The organism is Muribaculum intestinale, assembly GCF_002201515.1.
Classification (GTDB): domain Bacteria; phylum Bacteroidota; class Bacteroidia; order Bacteroidales; family Muribaculaceae; genus Muribaculum; species Muribaculum intestinale.
Window position 1 is genome coordinate 1118952 of the sequence record NZ_CP021421.1, and the last position, 18865, is coordinate 1137816.

The window sequence follows — 18865 nt, forward strand, 5'->3', positions numbered from 1 at the left end:
AAAACAGTTGAAGCTAATTATTTTGTTTTAAATCATTTGTGAGGTAGTCTACAAGAAGAGCGGGATGATCGGTAAAAATCATATCGGCTCCCATATCTATCAGCCATCCATAGGCCTCGGCCGGATTCTCATAAGCAAGCTCGTCATCATGGCCGCCATTAAATGTACTCCATAATGAATTGAGCCACACATGGTATCCTTTGTCTCGAACCTCCTTTATACGCCGAAGCACATGATAGTCAGTGTGTCGAAACGAAAAACTGATGACCGGAGTATCAAAATTCGCAAGAAAATCGTCAAGCCGTTCATCATCGCCATCGCCCTTGCACACCAATACCGGAATATAGATTACCTCCCGGGGCAGTGCTCCTATTTCTTTATTCTTTCGGAGGCTGCTCCATGAACTGCGCAATATGATATGGTCAAGGCACCCGGCCTCGGCGGCTTCCTTAAGCAGGCGTTCCCTGAAATGCGGCCACTTATCGACCTGAACAAGCAAACGCCCACGGCACAGAGCCAGAGCCTCCTTGAATGTGGGTATCTTCTGGCGGGTGACAACACCAATCGGAGACCGGAGATTAAACTCTTTCAGCTGCTCAAGCGTATAGTCCGACACTCGTCCGCTGCCGGTTGTAGTGCGGTCGATAGTCTCATCATGCATCAGCACAAGCACACTGTCGCGAGTCATGGCAATATCCAGCTCGACAATGTCCACCCCCATGTCGATACATCTCCTTATAGCACGCAGTGAATTTTCAGTACCGCTACGCCAGTCGCCCCTGTGGGCTATTACAATCGGTTTTTTGAACGGAGCCGGCGAATATATGGCCTCACGAAGCGAATCGACACGGGTAGCCGCACCTACGGATACAGCCGCCAACAGCATGACAATAGCAGAAATCAATCTCATGGCTTATTAAAGTCAATCAGTATCGGGCAATGGTCGGATGGATGAAAAAATCTCGACACAAGCGAATCGCGTACGGGTGTTGTATAATCGTCACGAATCACTTTCACGTCAGCGATACAGTTGTAGAGTGCAGGAGTACAGTAAACGTAGTCGATACGTGCGTCACGCCATATTGTAGGAACTAACTCAGAAGGATATTTCTTGGATACGACGTCGATATACGGAGTATGCTCCAGGACATAGTCATGGCATAGAAACGCGGAAGTATCAGCCGGCATACCATAAAAACGATTGTCAAGACGCGACAGGGAATTAAAATCACCCATCATCATCCATAACTGACGATCGGCACCAGGAACACTCTCTATAGTATTACGACATATGTACTCTATCTCTTTCCTGCGGTACCTGTCGCCGCCATTTACGGCGGCGTCATCTTTCTGCCGAGACTTATCCACTCCAAATCCATACTTCTGAGGCCAGGTATGAACCGTGACAATATTGACAGTGTCATTGCCAACAACTATCCTTGCCCAACCGGCACCATGGCTCACTATGCTGTCAGGCTCTGCTCCGACAATCCGCTTTACATTTTCAATAGGATAGCGCGAAGTCACCACCTGGGGAAAACGGTCACGATGTCCTCCTTTATAACAATAACCGTGTCCGTATCTACGGGCAAAATCCGCCCATGCGCCAGGGAAATAACGGTCAGAGTCATCGGCATATCCCTCAGAAGAAGCTGTCAGATAGTTGGACTGCGCCTCAGCCCACACACATACATCGGGCTGATACCGGGCAACAAATGCCACAAATTCCTTGTAATCGCTCTGCTGGCCCGACCACATGCCATTCTGTATATTCCAGTAGAGCACACGCAGATTTCTGTCGGAGGCAGGGATACTGTCGATATCATCCTCTTGTGCAGGAGAGGCCCAGCATACCGCCGGGACAAGGAATATCCCGGCGATATGCATGACCTTATTCAGTAGATCCATAACAGAGTTCAATCAAAATTCGTAGTGTCGGTCCAACCCGGATTCTGGGAAAGAGCACCCCCCGAAAGCACACGCTCGCTTGCCGGTATGGGCCATAGATAGTCGCGTTCCTCATTCCATTCAATCGCAAGATTGGGAAGAGCATGAATCATGCCTTCAGAGCCGCCGGTAAGAGTTATATCCTTGCCAATCTGCTTGTAGTTGCCTTTCCACGATGCAGGCTTGGCTGCCGATGACACGAGAAGGTCGGCTTTACCGTCACCATCCATATCGTACTCTCCCTCGGCAGGGAAATATACGCCATAGAACGGACGCGTAAGCTGCGCTCCCTCTTTCCAGCGAAGGATATCCCACTGACGGAACCCTTCCAGACATAGTTCGATAGTACGCTCACGGCGGATTTCAAGAATCACTCCGGTATTGGCACTTTGTGTCACATTGGGATAATAGTCAACCATCAGAGGATCTATATTGGAGTTGGCATCCACCATTGACATATGCGGCATACCTACGCGGTCGCGTATTTTGTTGACTGAACGGTCGAGGTCGTCCTGTGTCAGAGTACCAAGCTCAGCCTTTGCCTCCGCGAAATTAAGGTAAACTTCCGCCGCACGGAAAAGAGGCAAATCGGTAAACGCTTTTTTAGAACCATCATAATTTGCATTACCTACATATTTAATCGGCTGATAGCCGGTAATAGCAGTCAGGTCATTGGCTGTCACCTTAGTGGCCCCAACCTGAATATATCCGGGACAAAGTACAGTCTGCGAAAGACGCGGGTCGCGTCCGGCAACCTCATCTGCAAATATCTTACGGTCATAGTCAGCAACAGATGAATAGAATGAGCCATCGGCCATAAGATAATGGTTCATGAAGCGGCGTGTGAATCCCTGTCTGTCATTCTTGATATTGAACGGGATAGAGTGCATTACATTGGCTTTGTTCCCATATTTGCGTGCCAGCACCACTTCGGTATTTGTAGCGTCGATTGCATTGAATAGATTCCGGTATGGTTCTGAGCCGGTCTTCTGGATAGAATACCCGCTATTGGAAATGAATTCCTCAGCAGCATCCGCAGCTGCCCGGAGATATTTATCAGCATCGGGTAATCCACGATACTTACGCCATGTACCTTCATACAACGCCACTCGACTCTTTAGGGCTAAAGCAGTCCATTTCGTGACCTTGACAAGATCCCTGCTTTTTGTACCGAGACGATAAGCCTCATCAAGGTCTTCAAGCACACGGTCGATTACATAGCCTCGATCATCGCGCTTCTTACGCAACAGTTCTGTATCGTTGTCTTTAAGTACCTGAGTATAATAGGGAACATCACCGAATCGGCGCACCTTCACAAAATAGAAGTAGGCCCTGAAAAAATAGCTTTCGGCATCATACGGCGCACTGACACTCTCATCACACGCCTTGTGCTCAAAATAATAATTGACTCTACGCAGAGCGCCCCAGTTCCATCCTGAAGAAGAGGCGGCTGTGCGCTGTCCCATCATAAGTTCGCCCAACGCATTGTCGACATTGTCATCGGCATTTGTAGCGACAATGCCGTCACTGTCAAGCATATCATAGTAGCCCTGCGTCCACAGTCCGAGCTGTGTGGCAGTCTTAAAGTATGTATCCGGACTCATTGTGTCTTCCGGCTCCTGAGTGAGATCGCACGATACAAACATCAATGACGCGGCACATACCGACATCAGATTATATTTGAAAAATTTCATTGCTCAATAATGTGTGGTAATAATTAAAATTTAACATCGACTCCTAACGAGAACGATTTTGAGAAACCATAACCGGTGCCCGAATTTGACTTATACGTCCCGGATGAGGTCGCCATTTCAGGGTCAACAGTCTTGGTATGTTTCTTAAGTGGAGACCAATAAGCAAGATTCTCACCGGTAAAGTACACCCTTACAGAATTAATCCATCTATTCTTCTTTATCGGCAATGTATATCCTACTGTAAGATTTTTCAGACGCAGATAGGCTGCATTCTGGAGATAGCGGTCAGTCGCTACAGAAAGAGAACCGCCATCATATGTCTGGTATCCGCGCTGACGGGGGAAGTAGCCATCGGGGTTGTCCTCGCTCCAGCACATTGACAGGAAATCCTTATGTATGAACGACAGAGACGGAAAGTCGTAGGGTCCCCAGAAGTCATAAGAATTCTGTACCGGCATCCAGTCGCATTTCCCTACACCCTGGAAGAATGCCGACACATCAAATCCGACATAATTCAAGTCAAGACGGAAAGAATAATTGTATCGCGGAATGCTATTACCGATGATGCGTTTGTCTCCCGAGTTTCCGACAACGCCGGACCCTTCATCTATTTTTCCATTTCCATCCAGGTCAATGAATTTCACATCACCGGCACGAAGTTTATTATCGCCTGCAGTCTTGGCATTGTATACACGCTGATTCACAGCCTTGTCATTGATTCTCGACTGATATTCGGCAGCTTCCTCATCCGAGGCAAACAGACCGTCTACCTTGTATCCCCATATCTCGCCAAGGGTCATGCCCTCATAGTAATCGGATATTAGTTTGTCAGGATTGTTAAATTTGGTAATCTTCGACTTATAATCGCCGAAGGTAGCGGATATACTGTAGTTCAGTCTATGTCCGAAAAGGCGTAAATTGTCATTCCATCTCAGATATAGTTCCCATCCGCGTGTGCGTAGGTCGGCGCAATTCTGTTTTGGTGTGGTAGCTCCAAATACCGAAGGCAGAGTAACCGAGTGGGTAAGCATATCCTTGGTGTCACGTACAAAGATGTCGGCGGTTGCAGTAAGTCGATTGTTCAGAAATCCGAAATCAAGACCAAGATTGTAGGTGATGACCTTTTCCCAAGTAAGATTTGATGACAACGGAGATGAAACTGTAGCGTATGTGGCACGTTGTTCGCCGTCGAAAGTATAGTCTGTAAGAATCTTGTCAGTATAGATTTTATCAAAATAAGCATAATTGCTTACCTGCTGGTTACCCAGCGAACCATATGACACGCGGAGTTTCGAGTTGTTCCACCATCCCTGCATACCGTCCCAGAATTTCTCCTGACTCATGCGCCAGCCTGCAGAGGCAGAAGGAAAGAATCCCCAACGACAGCCCGGAGCGAAACGCGAGGAACCGTCGTAGCGTCCGCTGACTTCCAACAGATACTTGCCGTCGTAATCATAGTTAAGACGAGCAAAATAGCCGAGAGTCTTGTACGCAGAGATTTCCTCGGTGACGGTAGCCACACCGTTGGCCACGCTCATTGAGCTCAAATCATCGGAGAGAAGATCGGACTTTTTAACACTCAATTCTGTATTCCTCTGGTGTTCGTACTGCATACCGGCCACAGCCTTGAAGTTGTGCATTCGGTTCCATACGTGATTATATGTACCAAACACGTTTACAGAGTGTCGGTTGATATCCGACTTTATTTCCTGATAGAAATCTTCTACAGTCCCTGATGTGAATTTCTTCACACTACCGCTCTTGTCAAGATAATTAAACGGAACACCCCGACGCTCGATGCCACGGTTGCGATAGCGGTAGGCATATGATGCCGTAATGACAAGGTCCTTATATATGTCGATATCAAATTGATTTGTAAGGACAAAATCCTTGTTCCCGCGGGAATTGCGCGACTGGTTGTCCGTTAGATAACCTGCATGGCCCGCTCCAAGAGGAGAGTTGGCACCGGTCATTGTATTGACATACTGTATCGTCTGTCCGTCGGGCGACAGAGGCATTACAGCAGAGTTTATATTGCTCTGTAGGGCATGTATAGTCTGCTGTTCGTTCCAATAGCCGGCATATTTGTAATTGGTATAATTGAAGTTGGCACCACCGGAATAACGCAGGAAAGGAAAAAGCTCGGCATTGAGCTTCATACGAAACGAATAGTTGGTATACTTGTCGTTGTATATCTTGAATATACCGTCCTGCTGAAGGAAACGACCTGACACGTAGTAGTTGGTTTTGGCATTTCCACCGGTAATCGATACATTGTGCTCCTGTTCCGGTCGAGTATCGCGATAGAAATAATCATACCAATCATAATTGGCATAGAAATAGAGTTTCCCGTCGCGCTCTATAGTCCAGGGACGGTCAGGATTCTCTGTATTGTCGTAGCGTCGGGCCTCAAGCATATCAAGATCCTCGCCGGTATAGCCCCACATATCCTTACCCTGGGCTATGCGGTAAAACTTATTAACTATGGTGACATGGTCGTAGCCGGTATGGATAAAATCAGTGGATGTAGTATTCTTACGCCATCCGAAGCGTCCATTATAGCTTACATTTACCTTTCCATCAGAATCCTTTCCCGACTTTGTAGTAATCAGAATCACGCCTGAAGATGCCTTCGCACCATAGATAGCGGCGGCAGAGGCGTCCTTAAGCACTGAAATTGATTCGATATCATTAGGGTTAATCTGTCCGAGGCTTACTTCCATACCGTCGCAAAGTACCAGGGGCGAACCACCGTTGATAGATGCGGCACCACGTATATCAATCTTATAACCTGCGTCCATCGAGCCGGAATTAAATGTCAGGTTGACCGACGGATCAGCTCCCTGAAGTGCATTTGCAGCGTTTGCTACCGGACGGTTGTTTATGTCATCGGCACTTATGGTAGCTACAGCCCCTGTAAGGTTGGCTCGCTTCTGAGTGCCATAACCTACGACAACCACCTCATCGAGCACCTCGGCATTCTCTTTCATCTCGACCGATGTCAGAGCACGGGCATCAGAGGCGGCAATCTCGCGTGGCACACAGCCAATCATCGAGAAAACAATGGTGGCATCGGCAGGCACATTGCCGAGAGTGTATCTGCCGTCGATATCGGTAGAACACCCGTTATTTGTACCCTTTACCATAACAGTCGCACCGATGGCAGGGTCTCCGAGATTATCGAGTACGACACCGGATATGGTTTTCTTGTTTCCCGATGCGGAGGAGGGTGAACCGGAGTCAACCTTTTTGGTAATGACAATTGAATTGGGAGATACAATCTCATAAGAAAGATCTCTTCCGCTAAACGCAGCATCGAGCACTTTGCCGACAGGCACATCTGTCATTTTTACAGTAACGCCTTTCTGTCCGTCGATAAGTTCCATTCGGTAAGAGAAGCGATAGGTTGTCTGTGACTCGATAGCCTTGAACAGGCTTTTTAAAGTAGAGTTCTCGACATTGACAGTGACATTCCGGCCGGAGGGAGCAGCGCCACATATGCCTGCGACCATGAAGCACATTAACAAAAGCGAGAACAATCTCGTACTAATAAGTTTGTACATGTTGTGGTATTAAAGGTTATAGAATCAGTTGGATTTATATTAGGGCAGACTACGGAACATATCCGTACCAATAGATATTTCGTATCGGTTAACCGATTGTCCCTGCGATTTTTTATGTTTAAAAACATATTGCAACTTTTATTAAAAAGTGCTTTGAACCCCCCACACAAACCATTACCTTTGCCTAATATTATAAAGAATAAAATCTCCCATATTCGCCACAAAAGTCTAATATTCAAACCAATGCATCACCCCAAAGATGAACAGTCACTGGCAACGTCATTAAAGGCCGGGTCGGTAAAGGCCTTTGAGGCTATCTACAGGCTGTATGTCGACAGACTGTATGCCTACTGCTTTGATGCAATAAGAATGAAGCAAGAGACCGAGGAAGTGGTACACGACGTATTCCTGGCTCTATGGGAGAGCCGCGACAACATAGAACCGGACAAAGGGGTAGGTCGACTACTGTTTACAATAGCCCGTAAACGTCGTATCGACGCTTTCCGAAAACTTGTCAACAGCCCCATATACGAAGATTACATCGAGCATCAGAATTCACTTCCCTCACCGGAGCATCCGCCTATGGAATATGAGGAATTTGACCGAATATTCCGTAAAACGCTATGCACGATGCCGGCAAGAATGCGTACAATGATAATATGGTCGAAACTTCAAGGACTCAGCAATGGCGAAATAGCATTACGACTTGGTGTTGCTGAAAAAACAGTACGCAACCAACTGTCACTCGCACTCAAAGAACTGCACTACCGGTTAAGCCCATATATAGACAATAACCGGCGCATACCTCCCGATACATAGCCCCGGAAAGAAGTGCATAACATAACCAAATAACACCATCCATCTCCAATACCACACTTATATATTATATGAAGCAGGCCAACGATCTCTTCAATAAGTTCTACTCAGGAAAACTCTCCCCGGAGGAGTTGCAGCAACTGCGCTATGAGGTAAACCAAATGAGCGATGACGAAATTGACGGATATCTCTCCGAATCCGCACCTGACAGTATGGAATCGGTGCATCGGATAACACCCGAAGATGCAGAGACTATACGCCAACGCCTTGCTGATGAAATATACTCCGGAAGCCATCACTACAGGATATATAGGCGTATTGCTACGGTCGCAGCCGTAATGATACCTATTTTTATCACTCTTACCATCGTGCTGGGAATACGTGTGGCCCGACTTGACGGATATCAGAAAGTAATCGCCGGCGAACAGACAATACGCAGTGGCAACGGTGAAGAGATACTTACAGTGTTGCCCGACGGCTCAAGGGTAAGGATGGCTCCTGAATCGGAAATCCGCTATTCATTGTCATCGTTCAACGACAAGACACGAAATGTCGACTGGAACGGCGAAGGGGTATTTGAGGTTGCTCACAACCGGCAAAGTCCGTTTGTAGTACATACAGGCTACTTCGACATAAAGGTGCTTGGCACGATATTCTCGGTTGATGTACGTCATGGCAATGGCGAAGCGACTGTGTATCTAAAAGAAGGCTCGGTAGAGCTGTCTGCATCCGACTCCAGCTGCCGTCTTTCCCCGGAGTATCTTGCCACAATCAGCAGTGTTACAGGCGAAATATCGGTAAAACGCATAGAAGATTTCGACAGCGACATCGGGAGCAATGTACTGACATTCGATGATGTGACGCTGGCCGATGTTCTGTCACGGCTGAAACTGTACTATCCCGGAGATTTCGAGGCCCCGGAAGAGATGGCATCCCAAAGATTTACCGGGACGTTGCCTAAAAATAATCTTGACGAGGCTCTGACCATAATCACCAAAGCGTATGGCCTGGAGGTGGAGTGGAGCGCCGAGAGGGTGAAACTCGTGAGGAGTGAGTGATTTTTGACAAATTTTGCGTAACTTTGCGTCCTTAAAAGATTTATAAACCAAGAAACATAAACCGCAAAGGACAAAGCAAATGTCGATAGATAGCATCATACAGGAGGCGGTAGCGAGAGCGGTTGCCTCACTCTACGGCATTGAGGCCGATGCAGCAAGCATCGTGCCCCAGGCCACACGTAAGGAATTCGAGGGAAACCTCACTATCGTGGTATTCCCTTGGGTGAAAGCGGCCCGCAAGGCTCCCGAGGCTGTGGGCAAGGAGATTGGCGATTGGCTTACCGCCAACGAGCCTGCCGTGAAGGGCTACAATGTAGTGAAAGGATTTCTCAACATCGTCATCGAGCCTACATATTTCACGGCTATGTTGCGCCACATGGCTGCCGACAGCGACTTCGGCTTCAGGAAGGCCGGCGCCGACAGCCCACTGGTCATGGTGGAATACTCGTCGCCCAACACCAATAAGCCTCTCCACCTGGGCCACATGCGCAACAACCTGCTCGGCTACAGCCTGTCGCGCATACTCAGCGCCTGCGGCAACCGTGTGGTGAAGACCAACATCGTCAACGACCGCGGCATACACATCTGCAAGTCGATGCTCGCATGGCAGAAATGGGGCGAAGGCGTGACTCCCGAGAAGGCCGGAAAGAAGGGCGACCATCTGATCGGCGACTTCTACGTGCTGTTTGACAAGCACTACAAAGAGGAGGTGAAGGCTCTTGTAGCCGGCGGAATGGGCGAAGAGGAGGCAAAGAATGCCGCTCCCCTGATGCAGGAGGCCCGCGAGATGCTACGCCGATGGGAACAGAAGGACCCCGAAGTGCGCGCGCTCTGGGCAATGATGAACGAGTGGGTGTATGCCGGATTCGACGAGACATACAAGCGTCTGGGTGTCGACTTCGACAAGATATATTATGAGAGCGAGACTTACCTCGAGGGTAAGGACAAGGTGCTCGAAGGCCTGGAAAAAGGCATCATGTACCGCAAGGAGGATGGCTCGGTATGGGCCGACCTCACCGACGCCGGACTCGACCACAAGCTCCTGCTCCGCTCCGACGGTACCTCTGTATACATGACCCAGGATATCGGCACCGCCAAACTGCGCTACCAGGATTTCCCCATCGACAAGATGATTTACGTCGTGGGCAACGAGCAGAACTACCACTTCCAGGTGCTGTCGCTGTTGCTCGACCGCCTCGGATTCAAGTGGGGCAAGGACCTTGTGCATTTCTCCTACGGCATGGTCGAGCTCCCCGAAGGCAAGATGAAGAGCCGCGAGGGCACAGTGGTCGACGCCGACGACCTCATGGACGAGATGATACAGGGCGCACGCGAGGTGAGCAACGAGCGTGGACGCGGCGACATGTCGCCCGAAGAGGCCGACGAGGTGGCACGCATCGTAGGCATGGGAGCGCTCAAATACTTCCTGCTCAAGGTCGACCCGCGCAAGAACATGACCTTCAACCCCAAGGAGTCGATTGACTTCAACGGCAACACCGGCCCCTTCATCCAGTACACCTACGCACGCATCCGCTCGGTACTACGCAAGGCCGCCGAGTCAGGCATCGCCATCGAAGGATACGACACCGTCGAGCCCAACGAAAAGGAAACATCGCTCATACAGCATCTGGCCGACTTCCCCGCGCTCGTGGCCGAGGCCGGACGCAGCTACTCGCCCGCGCTCGTGGCCAACTATGTCTACGAGCTGGTGAAGGAGTACAACCAGTTCTACCACGACTGCACCATTCTCAACGAGCCCGACACCGCCGTACGCGCCATGCGCCTCGCGCTCAGCGCTCTCACTGCCGATGTCGTGCGCCGCGGCATGTGGCTCCTCGGCATCGAGGTGCCCGAACGCATGTGATGCATTCACATTTTTTAACATTAATTCCTCCTTTATTATTCCAGTCTAAACGTTATAGTGTAATCGGCACATCCGTGCCAACGGCACAAAATAACAACAACAAAAACTGAATCAACACATTATCTATTATGTATCCTCAGAACTACAACAACTACAACGGAGGCCAGGACGCACTCGACATGCGCGTGTCCCACGTGATGCGCAACGTCTATCTAAAGATGTTCCTCGCCCTGCTCGTGACCACAGCCGCATCGTTTGCTGTCGGAGCCATCCCCGGGCTCACATACTTCCTCGCCACCCACACCTGGGTATACTGGGGCCTGCTCATCGTTGAGCTGGTGATGGTCTACTCCATCTCGGGAGGCGTCAAGCGCATGTCGGGAGGTGTGGCCACCGGACTGTTCTACCTCTACGCGGTGCTCAACGGTGTGGTGTTCTCGCTGATATTCTGCGCCTACAGCTTCGACTCCATCTTCAAGACATTCCTTATCACAGCCGGAGTGTTCGGCGCGATGAGCGTATACGGCTACTTCACCTCCAACGACCTCACGAAAATCGGTTCGTTCCTCTACATGGCCCTCTTCGGCCTCATTATCTGCATCGTGGTCAACCTCTTCTGGTCCAATGGCGTACTCGACTGGATAATCTCGGCCGCAGGCGTGCTGATATTCATCGGCCTCACAGCCTATGACACACAGAAAGTGAAGGAATGGGCACAGTCGGGTGCCATGGCCGACAGCCGCCTCGCCACCATAGGCGCCCTGTCGCTCTATCTCGACTTTGTCAACCTCTTCCTCTACCTGCTCCGATTCTTCGGCAGCAGCCGCGACTGATATTCCGACAAACAGTACACGAAGTCCCTCCGCATTCCGGGGGGACTTTCTTTTTGTATCAATTTGTTACCAAATATTATCAGGCTATGGAAAATCACAGCGCTACAACATATTTTTAACTCTTGAAAACGCGTACATTACATCTTTATCTACATTATTTAAATAATTTTAAACCATATTTCCCTACAGTCCTTACCCACTGATATACTGCGCATTATACATTGCATGGCCGCGGCCATGCAATGCCGGAGACTCCGGCAACGGCCCGGATGCCTATTGATTATTACAAAATGACACCCAACAAGCCTCCATAATGGCATAATGACTTTTTAACTTTAAATTTAACGCACAATGTTTTGATTTATAAAACAAATCGCATACCTTTGTAAGTCCAATCAGCAAAATACAATCTTTCTGATTGCTAAAGACCATGATTCAGCGCAAGTCGTTTTTTGCTATGTAGGCTGCGCAGAGAAAGTCTATTGACGCACATCGCCGGGTTATTTTTAGTGCGACCGCCCGGAGAATCGTGCTATATGTTAATTGTGAGTCGCGCCTAAAGATCATTATTATTACATTCAATTCTATGGAGAAAAGAATTATGCTGTTATTGGTGACACTGTGCGCATGCATCGGCATGTGGGCCCAGGTCCGTGTAACAGGTGTTGTTTATTCCGCAGAAGATGATGAGCCTCTGATTGGCGCCACGGTAGCGGTTAAAGGCAAGCCTGCCATCGCCACATCTACCGACCTTGACGGAAACTTTACGCTAAGCGTACCGTCAGCCGGCTCCACGCTCGTGGTGACATACGTGGGTATGAAGCCTGCCGAAGTCAAGGCATCATCTTCACCCCTCACCATCAAGCTCGAAAGCAACGCTCAGCAGCTCGGCGAGGTAGTGGTTACTGGTATGTCTAAGATGGACAAACGATTATTCACCGGTGCGACTACCAAAATTGACGCCGAGGATGCACGCCTCTCCGGTGTAAGCGATATTTCCCGTTCTCTCGAAGGCCGTGCCGCCGGTGTGTCGGTGCAGAATGTGTCAGGCACATTCGGTACCGCTCCAAAAATCCGTGTGCGCGGTGCCACTTCAATCTACGGTAACTCCAAGCCCCTCTGGGTGGTCGACGGTGTCGTGCTTGAGGATGCTGTCGAGGTTTCGGCCGACGACCTCTCGTCGGGCGACGCCACAACCCTTATATCTTCAGCCATCGCAGGCCTCAACGCCGACGACATCGAGTCGTTCCAGATTCTAAAGGACGGCTCCGCCACATCTATATATGGCGCGCGCGCCATGGCCGGTGTGATTGTCGTTACCACAAAGAAAGGTAAGGCCGGCACAACCACCCTCAACTACACCGGCGAGTTCACCTACCGCATGAAGCCCCGCTACGGCGACTTCAACATCATGAACTCGCAGGAGCAGATGGGCGTATACAAGGAAATGCTCGAAAAGGGCTGGCTCGAACTCTCGTCGCTCACCAAGGCATCCGAGTCGGGTGTGTTCGGCAAGATGTACCAGCTCATCAACAAATACGACCCCGCCACAGGCTCGTTCGGCCTCCCCAACACTCAGGAAGCGCAGTACAACTACCTCCGTCAGGCCGAATTCCGCAACACCGACTGGTTTGACGAACTGTTCCAGAACAACATCATGCAGAACCACGCCGTAAGCATGTCGGGCGGTACCGACAAGGGTCGCTTCTACTCTTCTATCTCGGTAATGAACGACCCGGGATGGACAATCTCCTCGAAGGTACAGCGCTACACTTTCAACGGTAACGCATCCTACGACCTGTCACCTACCGTACGCGTCTCGATCCTCACCTCCGACAGCTACCGCAAGCAGACCGCTCCCGGTACACTCTCGCAGGAGACCGACATAGTGTCGGGTCAGGTAAAGCGCGGATTCGACATCAACCCCTACAGCTACGCCCTCAACACATCGCGTACGCTTGACGCCGACGAACAGTATACCCGCAACTATGCCGGCTTCAACATCAAGGACGAGCTCGAAAACAACTACATCGAGCTGGGTGTGACCGACCTCAAGTTCCAGGGCGAGCTCAACTGGCGCCCCTTCCAGGGCCTCGACCTCACAGCCCTCGGTTCATACCGTTACCAGCGCTCAACCTCCGAGCACTTCGTAAAGGACAACTCCAACCAGGCCAACGCCTACCGCGCAGGTATCATACCCGAGGATGCCACCATCCGCGACGCAAACAAATATCTCTATACCAACCCCGACGATCCCAACGCACTTCCCGAGACAATCCTCCCCCAGGGCGGTATATACTTCAACAACGCATACTCTATCTCGCAGCTCGACTTCCGATTCAACGCTCAGTACAACACTACCATCAACCGCGACCACATCATCAACGCCATGGTAGGTACCGAAGTCGCCAAGACCGACCGCAACGCCGTGTCGTTCCAGGGATGGGGATTCTGCTACGAAAACGGTAACATTCCCTTCGTCGACTACAACCTCTTCAAGCAGCAGGTAGAGGAAGGCTCCACCTACTACTCCAACCAGTGGACCTACCGCCGCAGCGCCGCATTCTTCGGCACAGCAACCTACTCCTACGCAGCGCGCTACATCATCACCGGTACCGCACGCTACGAAGGAACCAACAAGCTCGGAAAGGCCCGCAAATCACGCTGGCTCCCCACATGGAACGTGTCTGGTGCATGGAATGCCCACGAAGAACCCTTCTGGGAAGCGCTCATGCCCACATTCAGCCACGCCACACTCAAAGGTTCATACTCGCTGACAGCCGATTCAGGCCCCGACTATGTATCCAACGCCACCGCCATCTTCAACCCCTACACCCCCTGGCGCCCGCTCAGCTCCGTCAAGGAACTCGGTATCGAGCTTGAGTCTATCGCCAACGGCGAGCTTACCTACGAGAAGAAGCACGAGCTCAACCTCGGTGTCGACCTCGGATTCTTCAACAACCGCATCAACGTAGTGTTCGACTGGTATCGCCGTAACAACTACGACCTCATCGGCACCATCTTCACCCAGGGTGTCGGCGGTGAGAACCAGAAGTATGCCAACGTAGCCGAAATGGCCTCACACGGCGTCGAGTTCACCGTATCTACTCGCAACTTCCAGGGACGCGACTTCTCTTGGTCGACCGACCTCACATTCGCCTACGCCAAAAACAAGATTACCAACCTCGACGCTCAGTCGCGTGTAATCGACCTCATCACCGGCAACGGCTACCCGATGGAAGGCTACCCCGTGCGCGCCCTCTTCTCAATCCCCTTCATGGGCCTTAACGACGAGGGTCTCCCCACCTTCATCAACGAAAACGGCGAGCTCACCACCTCCGACTTCAACTTCCAGGAGTTTGAGAAGATGGACCACCTCGTATACGAAGGTCCCACCGACCCGACAATCACCGGCGGTTTCGGCAACGTGTTCCGCTGGCGCAACTGGCATGCCAACGTGTTCATCACCTACTCGTTCGGCAACAAGATTCGCCTCGACCCGGTATTCGCCGAGTCCTACAACGACCTTACCGCCATGCCCCGCGAGTTCAAAAACCGTTGGGTAAACCCCGGCGACGAGAAGTATACCGACATTCCGGTAATCGCATCAAAGGTTCAGACCCACAACGACCCCTACCTCAACTATGCGTTCAACGCCTACAACTACTCTACCGCACGCATAGCAAAGGGCGACTTCATCCGCATGAAGGACATCTCCATCAGCTACGATGTCCCCACATCATTCATGCAGAAACTCCGCATGCGCTCGGCTTCGTTCAAGCTCGCCGCCACCAACCTCTTCCTCATCTACTCCGACAAGAAGCTCAACGGACAGGACCCCGAGTTCTTCAACTCCGGAGGTGTGGCTACCCCTACTCCCAAGCAGTTCACATTCACCGTGCGTCTCGGATTCTAATCCATCAAAATTCTTAAGACAATGCAACTCAAGAATCTAAAATATATACCCCTGGCAGGAATCCTCGTGACCCTCACCGGCTGCGACGACTTCCTCGACCACACGCCCGACAACCGCGTGACCATATCCACACCCACGCAGGTCACCCAGCTGCTGGTCAACGCCTATTCCGACGGCAACCACGCCACAATCTGCGAACTCTCCTCCGACAATATCGTCGACAACACCTCGCCCGATGAAAACGGAGTGCGCTACAACCTCAGCGGAGACTCCAACTACGCTCCCGCCGACGACGAGGCTTTCGCGTGGGAAGACATCAAGAGCGGCATCCAGCAGGACACCCCATCTCATATATGGTCAGGTGCCTACCACGCCATCGCAGTCTGCAACTACGCCCTCCAGGCCATCGAGCAGCTCGAGGCACAGGGCCGTGGCGACGAAGTGGCCGCTCAGAAGGGCGAGGCACTCGTAAGCCGCGCTTACCACCACTTCATCCTCGCCAACCTCTTCTGCCTCCCGTATGCAGGAGCCGAGGCATCGAAGTCGATTCCCGGCATACCCTACATGACCGATATCGAGACCGAGGTCAAGCCCCAGTACGACCGAGGCAACCTTGCCGACGTATTCGACCATATCGAGAAGGATCTCGCAGTCGGACTCCCCCTCGTCAACGACAATCTCCATCCGCTCGCTCCCAAATACCATTTCACCATAGCGTCGGCCCACGCTTTCGCGGCTCGCTTCTACCTCTTCGCACGCAAGTACGACCTCGCTGAGAAGCACGCCACAATAGCCCTCGGCGATGCGGGAGCCCCGACCTCGATGCGCAATTTCTGGACAAAGACGTTCTCCACACGACAGGCGCTCACACAGTCGTACATCGATGTGTCCGACCCCGGCAACCTCATGCTCGTGGCCACTTCATCGATATATTATCGTGTAATCGGTCAGAAATACGCCCACAACCGCGAGGCCAAGGCAGCTACAACCCACTCGACAGGCCCGACATGGTCCAAATACACATTCCACCCCTGCTTCAACGGAAAGCTCTATTATTACGGACAAAGCGAATACGGCTCGGTATTCGCCCCGATGCTTGAGCTGTTTGAATACACCGACAAGATTGCTGGTATAGGATATGTACACCACATCCGCCCCGAGTTCACAAAGGAAGAAGTGCTCCTCACACGCGCCGAGGCACGCATCTACATGCGCAAGATCTCAGAAGCCGTGGCCGACCTCAGCGCCTGGGATGTCAGCCGGTGGACCAATCTCCCCGTAAGCGACAAGCCCGACTGTGAGCTAACTCTCGAAGTTATCAACAAATTCTACGCCGACGAAGGCGACACCCACGGACTCCGCAAAAACGGCATCGTAAGCCCCATCAATATAGATCAGGTGTGCACACCCGCCAATGCATCATGGAACTACGGCGATGACATCCAGCACCTCGTTGAGTGCGTGCTCCACTTCCGCCGCCTTGAGCGCATAGACATGGGCGACCGTTGGTTCGACATCCGCCGCAACGGTATCGAAATCACCCACAAAATCGGACGCTCGCGCGTAGAGCATCTCCCCCTCGGTGACACACGCCGCGCCTTCCAGATTCCCGCCGATGTACTTTCCGCCGGATTCCCTGAGAACAACCGCATCCCCGTATCCTCCGGAGGAGCCGATGCCACACTATCAACCGAAAGCTACAAAAAGCCAATCTCCGCACGTCCTTAATAACGACTATATCAATCTGACATCACGATGAAAAAATATATCATAGGTTCAGCCGTCTGCCTCGCCCTTGCAGGAGCATTCGCATCATGCAGCAGCGATGACGATCTCGACCCGGTCTCAATATTCCAGCCGGAACCAGACGTGCTCGACCCCACATCCCCTACCTATAAGTTCGACAAGTGGGTGAAGAAGAACTACCTCGACGAGTACAACATGACTTTCACCTACCGCATGAAGTCGCTCGCCACCGACCCCGACTACAATCTCGTGCCCGCATCGCTCGACAAGTCGATGCAGCTTGCCGTGCTCACCAAATACCTCTGGTACGATGTCTACGACCAGATTACCGGCAGCACCGACTTCCTCCGCCAGTACGGGCCCAAGATGCTCCACATCATCGGCTCGTCGGCCGTCAATCCCTCGACCGGCACTGAAATCCTCGGTCTCGCCGAGGGTGGTCTGAAAGTGTCGCTTTTCGTGGTAAACGACCTCGATCCCGAGAATGCCGAGCTCCTCAATGCAAAGTACTTCAAGACAATGCACCACGAGTTCTCCCACATTCTCCACCAGACAAAGACCTACCCAAAGAGCTTCGACGAGATTAACGCAGCCAACTACGAGCCCAACACCTGGCAGGATCGTCTCGGAGGCACCACATGCTCACTGGGCTTCACATCACCCTACGCATCCGGTCAGGCCCGCGAGGACTTCGCCGAGACATGTGCCAACTACATCGTGCGTACACCCGACGAATGGGAGCTAACCCTCTGGCTCGCCGACCGAGGATGGGTTGAGGTTGACGACAGCTTTATCACATATGCCCTTTCCGACGTCTGGCCCGGCGCTTTCAGGGATCTCGACAAGACCGGTATTGACGACGCCGTAATGCAGAAATACGGCTTCTGCTACTACTACTACCGCAACCAGAGCGATAAAGACCAAAACCGCAAAACCTATTTCGGCCAATTTGTCGAACGCGAGGAGGTATACTACCTGACCAACCTTCAGCTCACAGTCGATGCGACAGGCTCATGCAGCACTCCCGACTTTGAATATGTCAACGACTACTTCTACTACATCGCGGGCGGTGGTCAGAAATTCAAAAAAGTCGCAGACTTCGAGGCCTGGGTCAAGACCAACTTCACCGACAAAGGCATCGAGATATTCCCTGCCGCAGCCTCTGAAAAGACCGAGGACGGCGGTGACGGCCGCGACGGCCGTGCGATTATCCTCGAAAAGGTGTCAATCGCACGCCAGTGGTTCGCATCGGCATGGGGCATCGACATGGACGCCCTCCGTGCCCTCGTCCAGGAGCGTCAGAGCGATATCGATATCAACGAGCTCCTCAAGCAGATCGACGATATCGACAAAGTCCCGGATGCCGAGTAATCCCTACGTGGAAAATCTCTCATAAGCAATCAACATCACAGATACTGATTACACTAA

Annotated in this window: 11 protein-coding genes; 7 read left to right on the top strand and 4 right to left on the bottom strand. The window is 51.4% G+C overall.

The genetic code is table 11. From position 1 onward, the window contains the following. Positions 1–13: 13 nt before the first annotated feature. Genes ADH68_RS04550 through ADH68_RS04565 form a run of 4 tightly spaced genes read right to left on the bottom strand, consistent with a single transcriptional unit; the run spans position 14 to position 7204 of the window. The gene (locus ADH68_RS04550; protein WP_068961851.1) at positions 14–910 is read right to left on the bottom strand and encodes a glycerophosphodiester phosphodiesterase family protein; all 897 of its coding nucleotides are present in this window, start codon (positions 908–910) and stop codon (positions 14–16) included. Beyond that, complete coding sequence (locus ADH68_RS04555) at positions 907–1908, bottom strand: endonuclease/exonuclease/phosphatase family protein (protein WP_161953075.1); 1002 nt, start codon at positions 1906–1908, stop codon at positions 907–909. The genes ADH68_RS04550 and ADH68_RS04555 overlap by 4 nt, the downstream gene beginning before the upstream one ends. 8 nt (positions 1909–1916) lie before the next feature. Next, entirely contained in the window at positions 1917–3641 is a 1725-nt protein-coding gene (locus ADH68_RS04560; RefSeq protein ID WP_068961849.1) for a RagB/SusD family nutrient uptake outer membrane protein, read from the bottom strand. A gap of 23 nt (positions 3642–3664) precedes the next feature. Then, complete coding sequence (locus ADH68_RS04565; protein WP_084274156.1) at positions 3665–7204, bottom strand: TonB-dependent receptor; 3540 nt, start codon at positions 7202–7204, stop codon at positions 3665–3667. A gap of 243 nt (positions 7205–7447) precedes the next feature. Here ADH68_RS04565 and ADH68_RS04570 point away from each other — a divergent pair, with 243 nt between their 5' ends. The 7 genes from ADH68_RS04570 to ADH68_RS04600 all read left to right on the top strand — a co-directional run bounded on the left by ADH68_RS04570 (position 7448) and on the right by ADH68_RS04600 (position 18808). Continuing rightward, positions 7448–8023, top strand: coding sequence for an RNA polymerase sigma factor (locus ADH68_RS04570; protein ID WP_068961848.1), 576 nt, complete (start codon positions 7448–7450; stop codon positions 8021–8023). Positions 8024–8091: 68 nt separating this feature from the next. Next, the gene (locus ADH68_RS04575) at positions 8092–9078 is read left to right on the top strand and encodes a FecR family protein (RefSeq protein ID WP_068961847.1); all 987 of its coding nucleotides are present in this window, start codon (positions 8092–8094) and stop codon (positions 9076–9078) included. A gap of 79 nt (positions 9079–9157) precedes the next feature. Continuing rightward, positions 9158–10942, top strand: a complete 1785-nt coding sequence (argS, locus tag ADH68_RS04580) for an arginine--tRNA ligase (RefSeq protein ID WP_068961846.1) — start codon at positions 9158–9160, stop codon at positions 10940–10942. 128 nt (positions 10943–11070) lie between these two features. Beyond that, positions 11071–11775 (top strand): Bax inhibitor-1/YccA family protein, encoded by a 705-nt coding sequence (locus tag ADH68_RS04585; protein ID WP_068961845.1) that lies wholly within the window; start codon positions 11071–11073, stop codon positions 11773–11775. Positions 11776–12361: 586 nt separating this feature from the next. Next, positions 12362–15691 (top strand): SusC/RagA family TonB-linked outer membrane protein, encoded by a 3330-nt coding sequence (locus ADH68_RS04590; protein WP_068961844.1) that lies wholly within the window; start codon positions 12362–12364, stop codon positions 15689–15691. A 21-nt stretch (positions 15692–15712) separates the two neighbouring features. Next, on the top strand, positions 15713–17419 hold the full coding sequence (locus ADH68_RS04595; protein WP_068961843.1) for a RagB/SusD family nutrient uptake outer membrane protein: 1707 nt from the start codon (positions 15713–15715) through the stop codon (positions 17417–17419). Positions 17420–17446: 27 nt separating this feature from the next. Beyond that, positions 17447–18808, top strand: a complete 1362-nt coding sequence (locus tag ADH68_RS04600) for a substrate import-associated zinc metallohydrolase lipoprotein (RefSeq protein WP_068961842.1) — start codon at positions 17447–17449, stop codon at positions 18806–18808. Positions 18809–18865 lie beyond the last annotated feature (57 nt).